Source organism: Novosphingobium sp. (assembly GCF_020852455.1).
GTDB lineage: Bacteria > Pseudomonadota > Alphaproteobacteria > Sphingomonadales > Sphingomonadaceae > Novosphingobium.
Window position 1 is genome coordinate 281947 of record NZ_JADZAT010000032.1, and the last position, 18945, is coordinate 300891.

At 66.5% G+C, this 18945-nt stretch carries 17 protein-coding genes; 9 read left to right on the top strand and 8 right to left on the bottom strand.

What is annotated here, in order from left to right; translation table 11 throughout:
• Nucleotides 1–45: 45 nt before the first annotated feature.
• Both rpoN and lptB read right to left on the bottom strand, forming a co-directional pair.
• Nucleotides 46–1533 carry an RNA polymerase factor sigma-54 gene (gene rpoN, locus IT549_RS15900; RefSeq protein WP_292974612.1) on the bottom strand — a complete coding sequence of 496 codons (1488 nt, stop codon included), beginning with the start codon at nucleotides 1531–1533 and terminating at the stop codon, nucleotides 46–48.
• Nucleotides 1534–1543: 10 nt separating this feature from the next.
• Nucleotides 1544–2323, bottom strand: a complete 780-nt coding sequence (lptB, locus tag IT549_RS15905; RefSeq protein ID WP_292974613.1) for an LPS export ABC transporter ATP-binding protein — start codon at nucleotides 2321–2323, stop codon at nucleotides 1544–1546.
• A 174-nt stretch (nucleotides 2324–2497) separates the two neighbouring features.
• Between lptB and IT549_RS15910 the strand changes: the two genes are divergently transcribed.
• Both IT549_RS15910 and IT549_RS15915 read left to right on the top strand, forming a co-directional pair.
• The gene (locus tag IT549_RS15910; protein WP_292974614.1) at nucleotides 2498–2869 is read left to right on the top strand and encodes a hypothetical protein; all 372 of its coding nucleotides are present in this window, start codon (nucleotides 2498–2500) and stop codon (nucleotides 2867–2869) included.
• Nucleotides 2870–2931: 62 nt separating this feature from the next.
• Nucleotides 2932–4278: a TldD/PmbA family protein gene (locus IT549_RS15915; protein ID WP_292974615.1), complete on the top strand. Its 1347-nt coding sequence runs from the start codon at nucleotides 2932–2934 to the stop codon at nucleotides 4276–4278.
• Between the two features lie 79 nt (nucleotides 4279–4357).
• Here the strand turns inward: IT549_RS15915 and ppa are convergent, their stop codons facing one another.
• The 3 genes from ppa to IT549_RS15930 all read right to left on the bottom strand — a co-directional run bounded on the left by ppa (nucleotide 4358) and on the right by IT549_RS15930 (nucleotide 7576).
• The gene (ppa, locus tag IT549_RS15920; protein WP_292974616.1) at nucleotides 4358–4897 is read right to left on the bottom strand and encodes an inorganic diphosphatase; all 540 of its coding nucleotides are present in this window, start codon (nucleotides 4895–4897) and stop codon (nucleotides 4358–4360) included.
• Nucleotides 4898–4963: 66 nt separating this feature from the next.
• A complete protein-coding gene (locus tag IT549_RS15925; RefSeq protein WP_292974617.1) occupies nucleotides 4964–5620 on the bottom strand; it encodes a DUF1345 domain-containing protein in 657 nt (218 codons plus the stop codon).
• Nucleotides 5621–7576: a peptidase M61 gene (locus IT549_RS15930; RefSeq protein ID WP_292974618.1), complete on the bottom strand. Its 1956-nt coding sequence runs from the start codon at nucleotides 7574–7576 to the stop codon at nucleotides 5621–5623.
• A 190-nt stretch (nucleotides 7577–7766) separates the two neighbouring features.
• Between IT549_RS15930 and hisS the strand changes: the two genes are divergently transcribed.
• From hisS to IT549_RS15965, 7 genes are all read left to right on the top strand, one after another.
• The gene (gene hisS / locus IT549_RS15935; protein WP_292974619.1) at nucleotides 7767–9017 is read left to right on the top strand and encodes a histidine--tRNA ligase; all 1251 of its coding nucleotides are present in this window, start codon (nucleotides 7767–7769) and stop codon (nucleotides 9015–9017) included.
• A gap of 127 nt (nucleotides 9018–9144) precedes the next feature.
• Nucleotides 9145–10209, top strand: coding sequence for a peptide chain release factor 1 (gene prfA / locus IT549_RS15940; protein ID WP_292974620.1), 1065 nt, complete (start codon nucleotides 9145–9147; stop codon nucleotides 10207–10209).
• 61 nt (nucleotides 10210–10270) lie between these two features.
• The gene (prmC, locus tag IT549_RS15945; RefSeq protein WP_292974621.1) at nucleotides 10271–11122 is read left to right on the top strand and encodes a peptide chain release factor N(5)-glutamine methyltransferase; all 852 of its coding nucleotides are present in this window, start codon (nucleotides 10271–10273) and stop codon (nucleotides 11120–11122) included.
• A 202-nt stretch (nucleotides 11123–11324) separates the two neighbouring features.
• Nucleotides 11325–12074, top strand: coding sequence for a DUF4167 domain-containing protein (locus IT549_RS15950; RefSeq protein ID WP_292974622.1), 750 nt, complete (start codon nucleotides 11325–11327; stop codon nucleotides 12072–12074).
• Nucleotides 12075–12083: 9 nt separating this feature from the next.
• The gene (lnt, locus tag IT549_RS15955; RefSeq protein WP_292974623.1) at nucleotides 12084–13655 is read left to right on the top strand and encodes an apolipoprotein N-acyltransferase; all 1572 of its coding nucleotides are present in this window, start codon (nucleotides 12084–12086) and stop codon (nucleotides 13653–13655) included.
• A 38-nt stretch (nucleotides 13656–13693) separates the two neighbouring features.
• Nucleotides 13694–14899, top strand: coding sequence for a methionine adenosyltransferase (gene metK, locus IT549_RS15960; RefSeq protein WP_292974624.1), 1206 nt, complete (start codon nucleotides 13694–13696; stop codon nucleotides 14897–14899).
• Nucleotides 14900–14929: 30 nt separating this feature from the next.
• Nucleotides 14930–15331 (top strand): hypothetical protein, encoded by a 402-nt coding sequence (locus tag IT549_RS15965; protein ID WP_292974625.1) that lies wholly within the window; start codon nucleotides 14930–14932, stop codon nucleotides 15329–15331.
• Here the strand turns inward: IT549_RS15965 and IT549_RS15970 are convergent.
• The 3 genes from IT549_RS15970 to IT549_RS15980 are packed head-to-tail and all read right to left on the bottom strand — an operon-like array spanning nucleotide 15316 to nucleotide 18925.
• Entirely contained in the window at nucleotides 15316–15999 is a 684-nt protein-coding gene (locus IT549_RS15970; protein WP_292974626.1) for a glutathione S-transferase family protein, read from the bottom strand. The two genes, IT549_RS15965 and IT549_RS15970, sit on opposite strands and share 16 nt — an antisense overlap.
• 39 nt (nucleotides 16000–16038) lie before the next feature.
• Nucleotides 16039–17772: a radical SAM protein gene (locus IT549_RS15975; protein WP_292974627.1), complete on the bottom strand. Its 1734-nt coding sequence runs from the start codon at nucleotides 17770–17772 to the stop codon at nucleotides 16039–16041.
• A 19-nt stretch (nucleotides 17773–17791) separates the two neighbouring features.
• The gene (locus IT549_RS15980; protein ID WP_292974628.1) at nucleotides 17792–18925 is read right to left on the bottom strand and encodes a nitronate monooxygenase; all 1134 of its coding nucleotides are present in this window, start codon (nucleotides 18923–18925) and stop codon (nucleotides 17792–17794) included.
• Between the last annotated feature and the right edge of the window lie 20 nt (nucleotides 18926–18945).

The following is an 18945-nucleotide window of genomic DNA, read 5'->3' on the forward strand; positions in this document are numbered from 1 at the left end:
GGCAGGGCCGAAGGTTCGGGGGCGAATCTTCGGCCCTTTGCCGTTTCAGCGTATCCCGGCGAGCGCCTTTTGCCGGCGGCGCTGGACCGAGGAGCCAAGCCCGATCGCCTCGCGGTATTTGGCGACCGTGCGGCGGGCGAGGTCGAAGCCCTTGTCCTTGAGCAGATCCACCAGGGTATCGTCGCTGAGGATCGCCTTGGGATCCTCGGCGTCGATCAGTGCCTTGATCGCGGCCTTGACCGCTGCCGCCGATGCGCCGCCTTCGCCATCGACCGCGCCGACGCCCGAGGTGAAGAAGTACTTGAGCTCAAAGGTTCCGCGCTCGCAGGCCAGGTACTTGTTCGAAGTGACCCGGCTGACGGTCGATTCGTGCATGGCGATCGCCTCGGCCACCGCGCGCAGGGTCATCGGCCTGAGCTGTGAAACGCCTTGGCGGAAGAACCCGTCCTGCTGCTTCACGATCTCGCTCGCCACCTTGAGAATGGTCTTGGCCCGCTGGTCGAGCGCCTTGATCAGCCAGTTGGCATCGGCCAGCTTGTCCGACAGCCAGCCGCGCGCCGACTTGTCATCGCAGGCCCCGCGCATTTCGACATAGTAGCTGCGGTTGACGATCAGCCGCGGCAGGGTTGCCTGATTGAGCTGCACGTCCCAGCCGCCATCGGCGCGCGGCGCGATCAGGATATCGGGGGTAACCGGCTCGCCCCCGCCGCTGGCAAAGCGCAGGCCGGGCTTGGGGTCATAGCCGCGCAGCTCGGCCAGCATGTCGGCAAAGTCCTCGTCATCGACCCCGCACATCCGCTTGAGCCGCGGCAGCTCGCCCTTGCCCAGCAGGTCGAGGTTGTCGAGCAGCCGGGCCATGCACGGATCATAGCGATCGGCCTCCTGGGCCTGCAATGCCAGGCACTCGCCCAGACTGCGCGCGCCGACCCCGGTCGGATCGAGCGTGTGGACCAGCGCCAGCGCCGCTTCGGCTTCGTTGATAGCGATCCCCAGTTCAGCCGCCACTTCGCGCAGGGTGAGCGGCAGGTAACCGGCCTCGTCGAGCTGGTCGGCGATATGCCGCGCGATGAAGGCCAGGCGGGGATCGCGACTGGCCGCGCCGATCTGGGCGTGGAGATGATCGGCCAGTGACAGGGCGGTATCGGCGCGTTCGTCGATCCCCGGGCCATCCTCACCGCCGCTGGCAAAGCGCAGCTCGGCGCCCCACTCGCCATCACCGGTGTCACGGTCGACATCGAGCGCGGTGCGATCGACATCAAGCGGACGGTCCTGCTCGGCCTGGCCTTCGCCGATCAGCTGATCGACTGGCGAACTTTCGAGCGTTGTGCGGCGGACCTCCGCCTCTTCGACCACGCTCGCTTCGGCTGGTGCACCCTCACCCAGCTCAAGCAGCGGGTTGGCATCCAGCGCATCGCCGATGAAAGTTTCGATTTCGAGGTTCGACAGCGCCAGCAGCTTGATCGCCTGCTGCAGCTGGGGTGTCATCACCAGCGATTGCGATTGCCGTAGGTCAAGGCGTGGGCCGAGGGCCATCGGTCAGACCTTAGAGCGTGAAGCCCTCGCCCAGGTACAGGCGGCGCACGTTTTCGTCCTGCACCAGATCTTCCGGGCTGCCGGCGAACAGCACTTGCCCGCCATAGATGATGCAGGCGCGATCGACGATATCGAGCGTCTCGCGCACGTTGTGATCGGTGATCAGCACGCCGATCCCGCGCTGCTTCAAGTCCTTCACCAGGTCGCGGATGTCGCTGATCGACAGCGGGTCGATCCCGGCGAAGGGTTCGTCGAGCAGCATGATCGAGGGCTTGGCAGCCAGCGCCCGGGCAATCTCGCAGCGGCGGCGTTCCCCGCCCGACAGCGCCATCGCCGGGCTGGCGCGCAGCCGGGTGAGGCCGAATTCGCCCAGCAGCCGTTCAAGCTCGTCGGCGCGGGTCGCCGCATCGGGTTCGACCAGTTCGAGCACGCAATTGATGTTCTGTTCGACCGTCAGCCCGCGAAAGATCGAGGTTTCCTGCGGCAGGTAGCCCAGCCCCAGGATTGCGCGGCGATACATCGGCAGCTGGGTAACATCGACCCCGTCCATCAGGATCCGGCCCGAATCCGGCTTCACCAGCCCCATGATCGAATAGAAGCAGGTGGTCTTGCCCGCACCGTTGGGGCCCAGCAGCCCCAGCACTTCGCCCTTGCCCACCGATAGCGAGATATCGGTCAGCACCGCGCGCTTGTCATAGCTCTTGGCGATCGAGATCACTTCCAGCCCGCCCTGCGGGATCGGCTGGGCAGCGCTGACGACGGGGGCGGGGTGCTGTTCGGTCGTGGTCATTGTCTGGCGATTTAGGTGCTCGTGCGGGGCTGGGCAAGCGGTGTTCGTCGATCTGGCAGGTTTCTTGCACGGATGGTGCCCACAAGCCATGCGCGCAAATGCTTAACGAGACTTGCCTGCCAGGCCATTCGGTGATTTACTCGCTCCATAAGGGGATAAAGAGAGGGGTTGGCCATGGCAAAGGCATGGAACGGCGCTAGGCTCGCGGCGGATCGTCAGCTCGATTGGCGCAAGAAGATGAGCGACAACATCGCTTATGCCTTGCTGGTCTACACCGCCTTGCAGATCTTCGTCACCATGGGCGCACTGCACGGTAGCGGCGGCTCGTTGCTGCCCTATTTCGCGCTGATCATTCTGGTCGCCGGAATCATCCCGGCCTGCCGCAGGTTCGAGAAGCGCTGGAACCGGCTGAGCGACACCCAGGCCGCCGATCCCGAATTTGCCAGCCAGTTCCGCCGCGACCGGATGTGGGTCTGGGCCCTGGCGCTGGGCCTGCCGTTTCTGGTCACCGCGATGTTCAAGGGACTGGCGCTGGCTTTCGGCTGATTGCGCTTTCCGCTTCGGCTCCCTAGATCGGCGGCTCGCAACCGCCGGAGTACACCCGTTTCATGCTTAGTCCCGCCCAGGCCCAGGACCGCGCCGCCGCGCTGATCGACTTTGCGCGCAAAGCCGGGGCGGATGCCGCCGATGCGGTCTATTCGGGCGAATCGAGTGAAGCCGTGCAGGTCCGGCTGGGCGCGCTCGAAGATGTCGAGCGCAGCGAATCCGAACATCTCGGCCTGCGGGTCTTCGTTGGCCGGCGCTCGGCCTCGATCGGATCGAGCGACCTGTCGGATGCGGCCTTGCAGGAACTGGCCAGCCGCGCGGTGGCCATGGCGCGGCTGGCGCCCGAGGATCCCTATGCCGGCCTGGCCGCGGAAGCGCTGCTGCTGCGCACGGAGCCGGCCGGGCTCGACCTGATCGACGCGGGAGAGCCGGGGCCGGCGCGGCTGCGCGAACTGGCGCTCGAGGCCGAGGATGCCGCGCGCGCAGTGGCCGGGGTGACCAACAGCGAAGGGGCTTCGGCCGGATCCGGCGGGCGCAGCCTGGCACTGGTGACCAGCCACGGCTTTGCCGGATCGTTCGGTTCGACCAGCCATCAGATCAGCGCCACGGTGATCGCCGGCGAAGGCGCCGGGATGCAGCGCGACTATGCCTGGCGCAGCGCGCATCACCTGGCCGATCTGCCCTCAGCGGCAGAGATCGGGACCCAGGCCGGCAATCGCGCGGTGGCCCGGCTCAGTCCCGGACGTCTCAAGAGTGGGCCCATGCCTGTGGTGTTCGATCCGCGCGTCGGCGGTACCTTGATCGGCCATCTGGCCGGGGCGATCAGTGGCAGCGCGATTGCCCGGCGCGCCAGCTTCCTGCTGGGCAAGGACCTGGCCCAGGTCTTTGCGCCTGGCGTGACTGTGATCGACGATCCGCTGCGCCCGCGCGGGCTGGGTTCGCGGCCGTTCGACGGCGAAGGCTTGCCCACCGCACTGCGGATGCTGGTTGAGGACGGGCGACTGACCGGCTGGCTGATGGACAGCGCGGCGGCACGGCAACTCGGCGGTACGCCGACCGGCCATGCGGTACGCGGTGCGGGCGGAGCGCCAGGAGTCGGGATCAGCAACCTGCATCTTGCCGCCGGCACCCTGTCGGTGGCTGAACTGATCGCGGATATCGCCGATGGGGTGCTGGTAACCGAACTGATCGGCCAGGGCGTCAACGCGGTGACCGGCGACTACAGTCGCGGCGCTTCAGGCTTCCGGATTATCAAGGGCGCAATCGCCGGGCCGGTCGCCGAATTCACCGTGGCCGGGAACCTGCTCGACATGTTCGCCGGGCTGACTCCGGCGAACGACCTTGAATGGCACCGCAGCGTCAATGTGCCGACGATCCGGGTCGACGGGATGACCGTAGCGGGGGATTGAGTTTCTGTCGGTACGCTGATCGCCTCCGCGATCAGCTTGGCCTGGCCTGGAATACCCGGATGGGTATTCCACACCGCCGTCAGGCGGACAAAGACTTCTTGTACCGCTCGATGCATTCCAGCACGACGCGCTTGGCATCGTCGGCATCGCCCCACTTGCCGATCCGCACCCACTTTTCCTTTTCCAGGTCCTTGTAGTGGGTGAAGAAGTGCTCGATTTGCGCCAGCACGATCGAGGGCAGGTCCTTCTGTTCGCCGATGTCCGAATAGTACGGGAAGGTCGAATCGACCGGCACGCAGATCAGCTTTTCATCGCCGCCGTGTTCATCTTCGAGGTTGAGCACACCGATTGGTCGGGCGCGCACCACGCAGCCCGGGACGAACGGCGAGCGCGCGATCACCAGCGCGTCGAGCGGGTCGCCATCGTCCGACAGGGTGTGCGGAATGAAGCCGTAATTGGCCGGATAGCGCATCGGCGTGTGCAGGATCCGGTCAACGAACAGTGCGCCCGATTCCTTGTCGAACTCGTACTTCACCGGTTCGCCGCCGACCGGCACTTCGATGATCACGTTCAGGCTCTCGGGCGGATTGTCGCCCACGGGGATCTTGTCGATACGCATGGTCAGCGCCCTTAGCCGCGCTCATGCTGCGCTGCAACACCGACATTGGTCGAACCGGGGCCGAAATCAGCCCAGTGCATTGATGGTGAAGGCGATCACCCCGATGTTGAAGGCAAAGGCCGCCAGGCTGTGCAGCAGGGCGATGTGCCGGATCCGGGGCGCGGTGATCTGGGTGTCAGAGGTCTGGAAGGTCATCCCCAGGGTCAGCGCGAAATAGGCGAAATCGCGGTAATCGGGTGTCCGGGTGCCGGGGAATTCGATCCCGGCGCGGTGTTCGCCGCCCTCGCCGCCGCCGAAGTAGTAGAGGTGCGCATAGTGCAGCCCATAGACGGCGTTGGCGAACAGCCAGGCGAGCGTCAGCGTGATCAGCAGCCGGGCCATCGCGCTGCCATCGCCGCCGCGTGCGGCGGCCAGCTCGCCCGAGATTGCCGCCATCACCACCGCCACCAGCACTGTGCTGATCACCAGCACCAGCGTGCGGTTGGCATCGTTCGCATCGGCATGGCGGCGCATTTCGGCCAGCGGGAAGTGCCTGAGCAGCGGGACCAGCGAAAGCAGGAATACCGCCGCAGCCAGGTCAAAGCCGATCGCCAGGGCATCCTGCCACTGCGCGCCCGGCGCGATTCCCCGCCAGGCCAGATAGCCCAGCGGCAACAGCAGGATGAACACCACAAAGCGCAGCGGGGCGATCCGGTTGCCGATCGAGAGCCCCGCCCGGGCCATCTATTTCGCCTTCGCCTTGGTCTTTGCCTTGGGCAGCGGGCGTTTCGGTGCGAGCAGCAGGTCCAGCCCGGCCGGTGCCTTGCCGGCTGCAGTGCGTTCCAGCCAGGGCCAGCGCAGCCCGCCGCGATAGTCGATCCGGATCGTGCGATAGCGATCGCCGCGCTTCAGCAGCAGCTCGATCCCGCCGCCCTGCCGGGCCAGCTGGATCGCCTGTTTGATCGTGTCGGCCGAATAGGTCAGCCCGCCCACCGCCACCACCTGGGTGCCGTTGACGATCCCGGCGTTGAAGGCCGGGCTGTCCCACTGGACCGAACCGACCTTGCCGTCCTTGTCGAGCACCAGCCCCAGCGAATGGACCAGCGACAGGTTCTTGCCCGCGGCCATCCGTGCCTTGTCATAGGAATTGGGCTGGTCTTTCCAGATCAGGCGATACCCGCCCGCCTCGATCCCGCCCAGCGGGGCCGGCTGGTCCGGCTGGTTGAGCCGGGTGTCGATGAAGCTTTTCCAGTCATGCGGATAGACCGCGTTGAGCGTGGCTTCGACGTCGGCCTGCTCAAAGGTCAGCTGGCCCCAGTCGCCCGGGTTCATCCCGAAGAAGGCGCGGGCGAAATCGTCGATGCTCTTGCGCCCGCCGGTGCCCTGGCGAATCAGCTGGTCGGCCTCAAGCCAGAACAGCGCGCCTTCGCTGTAATAGTCGGTCCCGCGCGCCAGCGAGGGCCAGGGCTTGGGCTTGCGATAGCCCAGCGCCGGATCGAACCCGGTGTCCTCGATCGAGCGCCAGCGCCGACCGGCCTGTTCGGAATACTTGCCGGCGATGCTGGCCAGCTGGCCCAGCACCATGTCCTTCGATTGCAGCCCGGACCGCGCGGCCAGCACCAGCCCCCAGAACTCGTCCTGGCCTTCATAGGCCCAGAGCAGGTCGCCCTGCATCGGCTGGCGATAGTCGGGGGTCCACAGCCGCGCCGGGCGGCGGTACTTGCCCGACCACGAATGGCTGAACTCGTGCGGCACCAGGTCGCGGTCGCTTTCGTTCTTGTCCCATTCGGTGAAGGCATCGCTGTCGAGCGTGTTCTCGCTCGACCGGTGATGCTCCAGCCCGATCCCGCCCAGCTTGTCGGTCGCGCCCAGCAGCACGTCGTAATGGTCGAAGTGCTTCGCCCCGAAGGCCAGCAGCGCCTCGTCAACCAGCGCGCGGTAGGCGGCGATATGTTCGTCCTTCGCGGCCAGCCCCTCGGCGCCATCGGCAAACAGGTTGAGCGCAACGCCCTGGCCAAGGTCCCACTTGCGGAAATGCCGCCCGGCGAACAGCGGCGAATCGACCAGCGTTTCATAGCTGGTTTCGGCCCAGCTCAGCCGCTCACCCTGGCCTTCACGCCCGTCAAGCGCGGTCGCCGCGCTCCATCCGCGCGGCAGCAGCAGGCTGGGGCGGACGCGGATCTGGCGCACATAGTGCCCGGCCGGATAGAGGCTCATCTTCTCCCACTGCAGGTTGAGCATGTCGGGGGTCATGGTCACGCGGCCTTCGCTGTCCTGCAGCGGAGCGGTGTGGATGAACCGCGCGGTGACACTGCTCGCCCCGGCCGGCAGTTCGACATGGAAGGCCCACAGCTCAACCGGATCGCGCTTCCATTGCAGCTTCTGGCCATTCGCTTCGAACTGCAGGTCGACCAGCTGGGTGATCGGCCCGGTCGGCGCGTGGTTGCCGGGCAGCCACTGCGGGTAGAGCAGCGTGATCCGCCGGGTGTTCGGCGCCAGCGGGATCGTTTCGGTCACCCTGAACAGACCGCGCGCAGTGTCGCTGGCATCGACATCCAGCAGGATCGTGCCGCCCGGGTATGGAATGTCGCGGGCAGTGGGCACCTGCTGTGACAGCGGCACCGCCTGCGGCATGGAATTGGCGGCCAAGGCCGCAGTCGAAGCGGCGGCCAGCGCCAGCGCAATCAGTTTCCCCTTCATCCGCCGCTTCATGCCGCCAAGCCGCCGGGAGTGCAATTGGTTGGAAGCTGACAAAGTTCACAGGGTCCTGAAAATGAAAAAGCGGCTGCTTTTCCTGCCGGGCGAATGATGGCAGCGCGGCGCGGTGTAGGAAAGCGTGACGTGAAATCGCACTTCACGCGAAGGCTGTTGCAGACTAAGCGCGCAGACCATGAACACACCACAGGCCATTCGCGGTACCCAGGACATCTTCGGCGCAGAGGCTGAGGCTTTCGCCCATGTCGTCGAGACGTTCGAACGCGTGCGCAAGCTCTATCGCTTTCGCCGGGTCGAAATGCCGGTGTTCGAAAAGACCGAAGTGTTCAGCCGCTCGATCGGCGAGACCACCGATGTGGTTTCGAAAGAGATGTACAGCTTTGAGGATCGCGGCGGCGAAAGCCTGACCCTGCGGCCCGAATTCACCGCCGGGATCTGCCGCGCCTACCTCACCAACGGCTGGCAGCAGCACGCGCCGCTGAAGGTTGCGACCCACGGTCCACTGTTCCGTTACGAGCGCCCGCAAAAGGGCCGCTATCGCCAGTTCCACCAGCTCGACGCCGAGATCCTTGGCGCGGGCGAACCGCAGGCCGATGTCGAGTTGCTGGTGCTGGCCGATCAGCTGCTCAAGGAACTGGGCATTTCGGACGGTGTCACGCTGATGCTCAACACGCTGGGCGATGGGGCAAGCCGCGAAGCCTGGCGACAGGCGCTGGTCGAATACTTCCGCGCGGTCTCGGGTGACCTTTCGGAGGATTCGCAGGACCGGCTCGAACGCAATCCGCTGCGGATCCTCGACAGCAAGGACCCGCGCGACAAGGCGTTTGTGGCAGATGCCCCGAAGATTGACGATTACCTGAGCGGCGAGGCGCAGGACTTCTTCGGCAAGGTCACTTCGGGGTTGGACGCTGCCGGCGTCGCCTGGACCCGCGCGCCGTCGCTGGTCCGCGGGCTCGACTACTACCGCCACACGGCGTTTGAGTTCGTCACCGACCGGCTGGGCGCACAAGGCACCGTGCTGGGCGGCGGGCGCTATGACGGGCTGATGGAAAGCCTGGGCGGGCCGCATACGCCAGCGGTGGGCTGGGCGGCCGGGATTGAGCGGCTGGCGATGCTGGTGGGTGAGAAAGAGACAGCGTTCGAATATCCTCCCGAAGTGGCAGTGGCGGTTGAAAGCGATGACAGGCTGCAAGATGCCATCGGTCTGGTAGCTTTCCTGCGCAGGGAAGGCATTGAATGCGAACTCTTTGCCGCCGGAAGTCCTCGCAAACGGTTCGACAAGGCACGGAAGTGCAACCCCGCTGTCCTGATTTCACTGGATATCCGGGATGGGGAGAAAACTCATTCCTTCCAGGCGATTGATGACGAATATGGCAGGGTCGCCTATATCACCACGACATATGCGGAACGATATCCGCTTAAGTAGCCTGCTTCAAACTTTCTCCGTCACCCCGGGCTTGACCCGGGGTCCCGCTTTTCTTCTCGCGGCGGGTGAGTAAAGAAGCGGGATCCCGGCTCAGGGCCGGGATGACGAAGGTAGAGTAGAACCGCGAATGTCCGTCTCCGACGCCCGTCTGGCCCAGATTGCTTCCCGCTTCGCCGAGATCGAGGCGCGGCTGGCTTCGGGCACATTGGAGGGCAAGGACTTCATCGCCGCCAGCCGCGACTATGCCGAGCTGGAGCCGGTCGCCAGGATCGCCGGCGAAGTCGCGATCATGCGCGCCGAGCAGGCCAGTCTGGCGCAGCTCGACGATCCCGAAATGCGCGAGCTGGCCGAAGAGGAGCTGGCCCGGATCAAGGCCGAACTGCCTGAGGCCGAGCATCGCCTGGCCGTGGCCATGCTGCCGCGAGATAGTGCCGACAGCCGCTCGGCCATGCTGGAAGTGCGGGCCGGGACCGGCGGCGACGAGGCCGCGCTGTTCGCCGCCGATCTCTTACGCATGTACGAACGCTTCGCTGCCGAACAGGGCTGGCGCTTCGAACTGGTCAGCGCCAATGCCAGCGATATCGGCGGGTTCAAGGAAGCCGTGGCCGAAGTGAACGGCAACGGCGTTTTCGCCAAGCTGAAGTTCGAAAGCGGCGTCCACCGGGTCCAGCGCGTGCCGGTGACCGAAAGCGGCGGGCGGATCCATACTTCGGCCGCGACCGTCGCGGTGCTGCCCGAACCCGATGAGGTTGACGTCCAGATCAACGACGGTGACCTCAAGATCGACGTCTATCGCGCCAGTGGGGCGGGCGGGCAGCACGTCAACACCACCGATTCTGCGGTGCGGATCACCCACCTGCCGACCGGCACCGTGGTCACCTGCCAGGACGGCCGCAGCCAGCACAAGAACAAGGACAAGGCGATGCAGGTGCTGCGCGCGCGCCTGTTCGAAGCCCAGCGCGACGCAGCGCAGGGGGCAGAGGCCGAAGCGCGCAGGGCGATGGTCGGCTCGGGCGACCGCAGCGAACGGATCCGCACCTACAATTTCCCGCAAGGCCGCGTCACCGATCACCGCATCAACCTGACGCTGCACCGCCTGCCCGAAATCCTTGAAGGGCCGGGACTGGGCGAACTGGTTGACGCGCTGATTGCCGAAGACCAGGCCAAGCGGCTCGCGGCGCTGGGTGAATAAGTGCCAGACGCGGACGGCAGGTGCATAACTCTCCCTCCTCTTCAGAGGAGGGGGAGTCTTGATGACCGCCGCTGACGCCATCCGCGCGGCTGCAGAGCAGCTTGCCGCCACCAGCGATACCGCCCGGCTCGACGGCGAAGTGCTGATGGCGCACTTGCTGGGCTGCACGCGGACGGAACTGCTGCTGCACCGCATGCAGGACCCCGCTCCGCCGGGCTTTGCCGCGCTGGTCGAGCGGCGCATGGGGCATGAGCCGGTGGCCTACATTACCGGGCGGCAAGAGTTCTATGGCTTGCCGTTCAGGGTTTCGCCCGCAGTGCTGATCCCGCGCGGGGATAGCGAGGTGCTGGTCGAGGCGGCGCTGGCAGCGCGGCCCAATGCACTGCGCGTGCTTGATTGCGGGACCGGCTCGGGCGCGCTGCTGCTGGCGGTACTGGCCTACCTGACCGCCGCGCGCGGGGTGGGGGTGGACCGGTCGGAAGAAGCGCTTGCCGTGGCCCGCGCCAATGCCGAGCAGCTGGGCTTGCGGCCCCAGGCCGAGTTCCGCCAGGCCGATTGGACCGCCGCAGGCTGGAGCGGAGAGCTGGGCCGGTTCGATCTGGTGCTGGCCAATCCGCCCTATGTTGAAAGCGATGCCGAGCTTGATCTTTCGGTGCGGGCACACGAACCTGCCGGCGCGCTGTTTGCCGGTCCTGACGGGCTTGACGATTACCGCGTGCTGGTGCCGCAACTGCCCGCCCTGCTGGCGCCGGGCGGGGTCGCGCTGGTCGAAATCGGGGCGAAGCAGGCCGAGGCGGTAATCGCGATCGGCGCGGCTGCGGGGCTGTCCGCCAGGCTCCATCACGACCTGGCCGGACGGCCGCGTGTGCTTGAATTCAAGATTTCGCTTGGCAAGCCGGGCGCGGACGCGTAAATCCGCGATCAGGCCAGCGCCGGTCCGCCAATGGCGGGACCCGCAGGCCAAATCCAGCATTTGCATCTGGTCGGCCTGCAATCGCCGCGCTTGTTCAGCAGATGTCGGAACCACGACGCGCAATGGGCGCCCGTGGCACTGGGTCACGCGGCCGGGCAGCCGGAATGCCGGCAAGGCCGACGGAATTAGGGAACAATACCCCTTGAATAACAATCGCGGGAATAACAACAACCGCCGGCGTGGCCGCGGTAATCGTCAGAACAACGGCGGCGGTGGTGGTCAGCAGCTTAACCGGATTGACAGCCGGGCGCGCGGCAATGCGCCCCAGCTGCTGGAAAAGTATCGTAAGCTGGCGCACGATGCGCACCTCAACGGTGACCGGGTCCAGGCCGAATATTACCTGCAGTTCGCCGATCACTATTTCCGCGTCCTTGCCGATGCGCGCCTGCGCCAGGAAGAACAGCGCCAGCGCCGTGACGAGCGCTGGGAAGGCGGCAACGAGGATGCTGACGAGGGCGAGGAATTTTCCAGCGCCAGCGATTTCCCCAGCTTCGATCAGCCGACCTTCACCCGCCCGCAGCGTGACAACCGCCCGCAGCGCGAAGAGCGCGAAAGCGAAGCGCCCCGCGCCGAAGCGGATGCCGAGGCCGAAGCCGAGCAGGCCGAGGATGCCGGGGGCGACAACCCCTACGAACCCGCCGAGAACCCGTTCCTGCGCGAAAACCGCAATCGTGGCGGACTACGTCCGCGCCGCGAACGCGGGCCGCGCCGCGACGAGCAGGGCGATGCCGAACCGGCCGGGCTCGATCCAGCTTCGCTGCCTCCGGCCATCTCGGCCGGGCGCGACGAACCCGAAGCGGGTGAGGACGCGCCCAAGCCGCGCCGCGGCCGTCCGCGCAAGAAGCCGGCCGGTGACGATACCGGCGGCGAAGCGCTCGAATCGGTTGGCTGATCCGGGCGCTTGCCCCGCCTCTTCGCCTTCATTCTGACCTATCCGCGCCTGACTGCGCTGGCGCTGGGCGTGCTGTCCGCGCTGGGCTTCGAGCCGGTCGCGCTGTGGCCGCTCAGCCTGCTGGCGCTGGCCGGCCTCATGGCGCTGCTGGTCCGCGCGCAGGGCCGTAAGGCGGCCTTTCAGCTTGGCTGGTGCTTCGGGCTGGGGCAGTTCAGCCTGGGGCTCAACTGGATCGCGACCGCCTTTGGCTATCAGGCGGCGATGCCGGTCTGGCTGGGCTGGGGCGGAGTGATTGGCCTGTCGGCCTATCTGGCGATCTATCCGGGTCTCGCCACGCTGCTGGCCTGGCATGCGCGGGCGCGGCTGCTGGCACTGGTTCCGGCCATGGCGGGCGGCTGGATCGTAACCGAATGGCTGCGCGGCTGGGTGTTCACCGGCTTTCCGTGGAACCCGCTGGGCGTGATTTTCCTCGACTCGTTCGAAGCGGTTGGCGCGGCGCGGCTGCTGCCGTGGCTGGGCACCTATGCACTGTCGGGGCTGGCCGCGCTGTTTGCCGGCCTGTGGTATGCCGGGCTGGCGCGGTTCCGGGCCGATCGCCGCGTGCTGGCTTTGCTGCCGCTGCCGATCGTGGTGCAATTCTGGCCGCATACGGGCGCGCCGGCGGCGACTGCCCCGGCCCGCGTGCCCTATGTGCTGGTCCAGCCCAATATCCCGCAGGAACAGCTTAACGATCCGGTCTATTTCGCCACCAATTTCACCCGGCTGGCGCAGGCCGTGCCGCCGCCGCGCCAGGGCGATGCGGCGGTGGTGCTGTGGCCCGAATCCGGCGTGCCCGACCTGCTGCGCGAAGGCTATCCGGCGCGCTATTACAGCCAGACCTTCGGCGCCGATCCGGCGCTGGCCCGGGCGCGGCTGGCACAGCTGCTGGGGCCTGAACGGCTGCTGCTGAGCGGCACGGTCGACCTGGAAATCCAGCATGACCGGGCGGTCGGCGCGCGCAATTCGGTGACCGCGCTGGATGGCACCGGCACGATCCGGGCTTCCTTCGCCAAGGCGCACCTGGTGCCGTTTGGCGAATATGTACCGATGAAGGCCCTGCTCGAACCGCTGGGCCTGGCCCGGTTCGTACCCGGCGATATCGAATTCTGGCCCGGGCCGGGACCGCGCTCGATCGATCTTGGCCGGTTCGGCAAGGTCGGACCCAGCATCTGCTATGAAATCATCTTCCCCGGCGCCGTGGCCGACCGTGCGAACCGGCCGGACTATCTGTTCAACGCCTCGAACGATGGCTGGTACGGCAGCTGGGCCCAGCCGCAATTCCTGGCGCTCGCCCGGCTGCGCGCGATCGAGGAAGGGCTGCCGGTGCTGCGATCGACCACCACCGGGATCAGCGCGGTGATCGCTGCGGATGGCACGGTGGTGCAGTCGGTGCCTTACCTGTCGGCCGGTGTGCTGCTGGGCCGGATTCCGGGAGCTGCCCCGCCGACCCCGTTTGCGCGGTACGGCAATGGCCTGTCACTCGTCTGGGCAGCGGTGCTGCTGGTCCTATCGCTGGTTGCAAGCCGGCGGCGGTGGAGCTAGAGAAACCGACATAAAGCTTTCTTTATATCGGATACCCAATGCGCACCGACTATCTCTTCACGTCCGAATCCGTTTCCGAAGGCCATCCCGACAAGGTTTCGGACCAGATTTCCGATGCGATCGTCGATCTGTTTCTCTCGAAAGACCCCGAAGCACGGATCGCCTGCGAAACGCTGACCACCACCCAGCTGGTGGTGCTGGCGGGCGAAATCCGTTGCAAGGGCGTGTTCGAAGACGGCGCCTGGGCGCCCGGCGCACAGGAAGAGATCGAAGCCACGGTGCGCCGTACCGTGCGCGAGATCGGTTACGAGCAGGACGGCTTCCACTGGGAACGCCTTGAATTCATCAACCGACTGCACGGCCAGTCGGCGCATATCGCGCAGGGCGTCGATGCCAGCGACAACAAGGATGAAGGCGCGGGCGATCAGGGGATCATGTTCGGGTACGCCACCGACGAAACGCCAGACCTGATGCCAGCGACGCTCTATTACAGCCACAAGATCCTCGAACGCATGGCCGCCGATCGCCATTCGGGCGCGGCCCCTTTTCTTGAGCCTGACGCCAAGAGCCAGGTGACGCTGCGCTATGAAGGCAGCCTGCCGGTTGCCGCGACTGCGGTGGTGGTCTCGACCCAGCACGCCCCCGGCTATGACGAGGGTGACAGGGAGGCCGAGCTCCACGCCTATGTCAAGCGCGTGGTGGCCGAAGTGATCCCGCCGGTGCTGCTGCGCGACACCGTCTATTATATCAATCCCACCGGCAGCTTCGAAATCGGCGGTCCCGATGGCGATGCCGGCCTTACGGGGCGCAAGATCATCGTCGATACCTATGGTGGCGCGGCCCCGCACGGCGGCGGCGCGTTCAGCGGCAAGGATCCGACCAAGGTCGATCGCTCGGCCGCCTATATCACCCGCTACCTCGCCAAGAACGTGGTCGCGGCCGGGCTGGCCACGCGCTGCACAATCCAGATCGCCTATGCGATCGGGGTCAGCGAGCCGCTTTCGCTCTATGTCGATACCCACGACACCGGCACCGTTGCCGAAGCCGCGATCGAACAGGCGATCCTGGCGCTGCCCAAGCTGGGCGGGCTGACCCCGCGCGCGATCCGCACGCATCTGGGGCTCAACAAGCCGATCTACCGCAAGACCGCCGCCTATGGCCACTTCGGCCGCAAGAGCGAAGGCGACCTGTTCCCGTGGGAACGGCTCGACCTGGTCGAGGATCTGAAGGCGGCGCTGGGCTAAGGCGCCGTGCGCTCGCGCCGCAAGGTCCGAGTGCTGCGACTGTCGTGGCCGGTCGAAGCCGCGACCCTGGCCGCCTTGCAGGCCGGCCGGGCCGAGGTTCTTGAAGACGATCCCTCGTTCGCCAGACTGCTGGCGGCGCTGCGTGCCGACAATCCGCTGGGCGATTTTGGCCTCTACCAGGCGGTGGCCGAAGTCTCGCCCTGCTGGGAACTGTTCCAGCCGGGGCAGGATGCCCAGCCCACCCTGGGCAGCGCCGGGCAGTCGCAGGTCTCAAGCAACCTGATGGTCACCATCCACGTCGATGCCGCCACGCCCGAGGCCGAGTTCGAAGCGGTGCTGGACTGGCTGGTCGCCCTCCACCCGTGGGAAGTGCCGGTGATCGAGATCAGCCAAGCCGAACTGGCGCTGCGCCCGGATCAGCCGGCGCGATAATCAGCCGTTATCGCCCCTGCCGCCGCCAATTCCGCCTCGTGGGCTTCCTCGCGCCAGCTCTCCGCCAGCGCTTCGGCTTCCCATTGCTGCATCGCCGGGTGAGCGAGTACGTGATCGACCCAGGCCTGCCCCATGCCAACGTCGAGGCCATAGGTGCGAATGCGGAACGCCACGGGGGCATAGAAGGCATCGGCGGCGCTGAATTCCGGCCCCGCCAGCCACGGCCCGCCAAAGCGTGACAGGCCGGTCTCGAAGATCTCGCGCACCCGCTCGACATTGCGTTTCAGCCCCTCGCTCATCGGCTTGGGGGAAACCCGCACGCCGACGTTCATGGTGCAATCGTTGCGCAGGTGCCCGAACCCGCCATGCATTTCGGCGACCGCGCCCTGGGCAAAGATCCGCGCTTCCGCTTCGGCGGGCCAGATGCCCTGGTGGCGGTCGGCCAGATAAAGCGCGATTGCCAGCGAATCCGCGATCACATGGCGGCCGTCGATCAGCACCGGCACTTGCCCGGTGGGCGAAAAGGCGCGGAAATCATCGTAGTTGTCAGGCTTTGCAAACGGTTCGAGCCGATCTTCGAAAGCAATGCCCAGCGCCTTCATCAGCAGCCATGGGCGCAAAGACCAGCTCGAATAGTTCCGGTTCGCAGTGATCAGGGTGTAGGTCATGCGGCTTTCCTAGGCTCGCGGGCTGAGCCGTCAACCTGCTCAGGCGATGGGTTCGTGCGTTCGCTGACGGGCCTGGCGACGATCCGAATGGGCGGTGCCGCGAGTTTCGTGCAGCAGTGGATCTTGAGGTCCGGTCCGGACCTGCGTGATCGCCGAATCGACATAGGCCAGCCGCTGCGGATCGCGCAGCACCCGCCGCAGGAGGAGCCGCAATCTGATCAGTGTCACCAGGCTGCCAGCCAGCGCGTGCGCGACCTGCCCCCAATGCCAGGGATAGAACCGCCAGGCCGCTTCGCGCGGCAAGCCGTGGCGGCGCTGGCGGCGGCGGCGGATCCGGACATAGCCGGATTCAAGCTTGGCCACGCCTTCCAGCCGCACCGCCTCGCGATAGGCCAGCAGACGGTTGACCGTGGTCAGCTTCTTGTTCGAGCCCAGCGCGGCCATTCGCCGCAGGATCCGTTCCATGTGCGACCATTCGTAGAATGCGGCATGCGCGTCGCGATAGGCGCGCTCCCATTCCTCATCGCTCATCCGCGGGTGGTGGGTAACCCGGTGGTTGAGATCATAGCGCGACAGATCGGGATCCATCCATTCCCCCGCGGCGGCCATCCGGCGATGGTCTTCGCTGCCGGGCAGCGGCGTCAGGTAATTCAGGTAAAGCGTATCGACCGGCAGTTCGTCCTTGAGGATCGCAATGTCGCGCATCACCGATTCGTAGGTATCGTTGGGGAACCCCACGATATAGCCGCAGGTGACCACCACCGGATGGCGTTTCCAGGCCAGGAACATCTCGCGGTATTCCTCGACCCGATTCTGGCGCTTGCCGACCGCCTCGAGGTTGTCCGAATTGACGTTCTCCAGCCCGATGAAGATCTGGTCGGCCCCGGCGGCAACGCACTTGTCGATGAAGCCATCGATTCGGTGTGCGAGGGTATCGACCTGGATCGCCAGGCGCACTGCCTGACCCTGGCCGGCCAGCGCGATCAGCCGGTCGAGCAAGCTCTCCCAGTTGCGGTTGCGGGCGAAATTGTCGTCGGTCAGGAAGAAGCGGTTGACCCCGATCGCGGCGTTGGCGCGGATGATCGCTTCAAGATCGTCTGCCGTGCGAAACCGGCTCTTGCGGCCCTGGACATTGATGATCGTGCAGAAACTGCATTCGAACGGGCAGCCGCGGCCAAGGTCGAAGCTGCCATAGCGGTTGATGTTGCGGGCGACCTGTTCGGGCGGCATCAGCGGGATCGGCGCCCCGGCCAGCTCGGGCGTCGCCTTGAGGTGGTTGTAGAGCGGCTTGAGCGAACCGGACCGGGCGTCGCGCAGAACCTCGTCAATCCTGCCGCCCTCGGCCTCGCCGGCGAACAGCGCTGCGCCCAGGGCCTGGGCCTCGGCCAGTTCGGGAGTCGGGGCCGGCAGCATCGCCAGCGAGCCCGAAACGTGGAAGCCCCCGATGCAGACCGGCAGGCCGGCGGCGCGAAATTCGCGCGCCAGGTCGAGTGCGCGGGGGAACTGGTTCGACTGGACCCCGACCAGGCCGATCAGCGCGGGGCCGCCGCTGCGCCGGATAGCACGCGCGATCCTGCCGGGATCGACCTTCTGGTGGGCCTCGTCGATGACATGAACCTCGCCCGGCATGCCCGACAGGCAATCCCGGCCAAGCGCCTCTTCGACGATCCCGGCCATCACCGCGAGCGAATTGGACGGGATGATCGAGCGCCACCACTGCAGCGGATAGCCGTCATCGTCATAGCGCGTCGGCTTGATCAGGTAGATCTGCATCACAGGCCTGATCCTGCCGCTATTCAAGCGCGCTGACCAGCCCGCTGACCGCTTCGACGAATTCCTCGCGGAAGTCCGTGACCACGCCCCTGGCGCTGCGCACCTGATCGACCAGGCCAACCCCCTGACCAACGAAGTAGCTGACCAGATCGCGGGCCTCCGCGTTGCCGTTGGCCACGGCATTCTCGATCCGGCGGAACGCCGGCTCGCTGACCATGCCCATCAGCGGCATCGGCAGCGCGCCAGGGCCATCGGGAGCATCCCAGGCCTCGTGCCAGGCGGTCCGCAGTTGGCGCGCGGGTTTGCCGGTGCGGCTCTTCGAACGGACGGTGTCGCGGCTGCGCGCGGCGACCATCTTGTCGCGGAAGGCCTCGCTGGTTTCGGCCTCGGTGGTGGCGAGCCAGACCGACCCGGTCCAGGCACCTTCGGCCCCGGCGGCCATCATCCCGGCCATCTGTGCGCCGGTCATGATCCCGCCCGCGGCCAAGACCGGAATATGGTGTCCCGCCCCCTTCAGCGCGCGGACCACTTCGGGGATCAGCACCAGCGTCGAAACCTCGCCGCAGTGGCCGCCCGCTTCGGTGCCCTGGGCGACGATGATATCGACCCCGGCTGCGGCCTGGCGCAAGGCGTGTTCCTTGGCCCCGACCAGCGCAGCAACCGGCACCCCGCGCCGCTTGCCTTCCTCGATCATCCGGGGCGGAGCGATCCCCAGCGCATTGGCGATCAGCCGGATCGGGTGACGAAAGGCGACTTCCATCTGGGCATAGCCGTTTTCGGGCGTGATCCCGGCGCGGCCCTCGTAATGCACCACCTCGCCCGGCGATACCTCAACCCCGTAGCGGCCCAGCAGGTCGGCGGTGAACCTGCGGTGCTCATCCGAAATCGCCGCAGCGCGCGCGGCGTTGTCGGCAAATTCGGCAACGCGCGGATCGATCGTTTCGGGGACCAGCACATCGACGCCATAGGGCGCGCCGTCGATGTGCTCGTCGATCCAGGCCAGCTCTTCCTCAAGCTGCTCAGGCGTGAAGCGGGTCGCCCCCAGCACGCCGAAACCGCCCGCCTTGCTGACCGCGACCACCACATCGCGGCAGTGGCTGAAGGCAAACAGCGGAAACTCGCACCCGGTCAGGCGGCAGACTGTGTTGTCCATGATTCTCTCCTCGATCGGAG

Bases quoted from the DNA above. Each gene is read 5' to 3' on its own strand.
- rpoN (WP_292974612.1), bottom strand. From the start codon at position 1,533: ATGGCCCTCGGCCCACGCCTTGACCTACGGCAATCGCAATCGCTGGTG.
- lptB (WP_292974613.1), bottom strand. From the start codon at position 2,323: ATGACCACGACCGAACAGCACCCCGCCCCCGTCGTCAGCGCTGCCCAG.
- IT549_RS15910 (WP_292974614.1), top strand. From the start codon at position 2,498: ATGGCAAAGGCATGGAACGGCGCTAGGCTCGCGGCGGATCGTCAGCTC.
- IT549_RS15915 (WP_292974615.1), top strand. From the start codon at position 2,932: ATGCTTAGTCCCGCCCAGGCCCAGGACCGCGCCGCCGCGCTGATCGAC.
- ppa (WP_292974616.1), bottom strand. From the start codon at position 4,897: ATGCGTATCGACAAGATCCCCGTGGGCGACAATCCGCCCGAGAGCCTG.
- IT549_RS15925 (WP_292974617.1), bottom strand. From the start codon at position 5,620: ATGGCCCGGGCGGGGCTCTCGATCGGCAACCGGATCGCCCCGCTGCGC.
- IT549_RS15930 (WP_292974618.1), bottom strand. From the start codon at position 7,576: ATGAAGGGGAAACTGATTGCGCTGGCGCTGGCCGCCGCTTCGACTGCG.
- hisS (WP_292974619.1), top strand. From the start codon at position 7,767: ATGAACACACCACAGGCCATTCGCGGTACCCAGGACATCTTCGGCGCA.
- prfA (WP_292974620.1), top strand. From the start codon at position 9,145: ATGTCCGTCTCCGACGCCCGTCTGGCCCAGATTGCTTCCCGCTTCGCC.
- prmC (WP_292974621.1), top strand. From the start codon at position 10,271: ATGACCGCCGCTGACGCCATCCGCGCGGCTGCAGAGCAGCTTGCCGCC.
- metK (WP_292974624.1), top strand. From the start codon at position 13,694: ATGCGCACCGACTATCTCTTCACGTCCGAATCCGTTTCCGAAGGCCAT.
- IT549_RS15970 (WP_292974626.1), bottom strand. From the start codon at position 15,999: ATGACCTACACCCTGATCACTGCGAACCGGAACTATTCGAGCTGGTCT.
- IT549_RS15975 (WP_292974627.1), bottom strand. From the start codon at position 17,772: ATGCAGATCTACCTGATCAAGCCGACGCGCTATGACGATGACGGCTAT.
- IT549_RS15980 (WP_292974628.1), bottom strand. From the start codon at position 18,925: ATGGACAACACAGTCTGCCGCCTGACCGGGTGCGAGTTTCCGCTGTTT.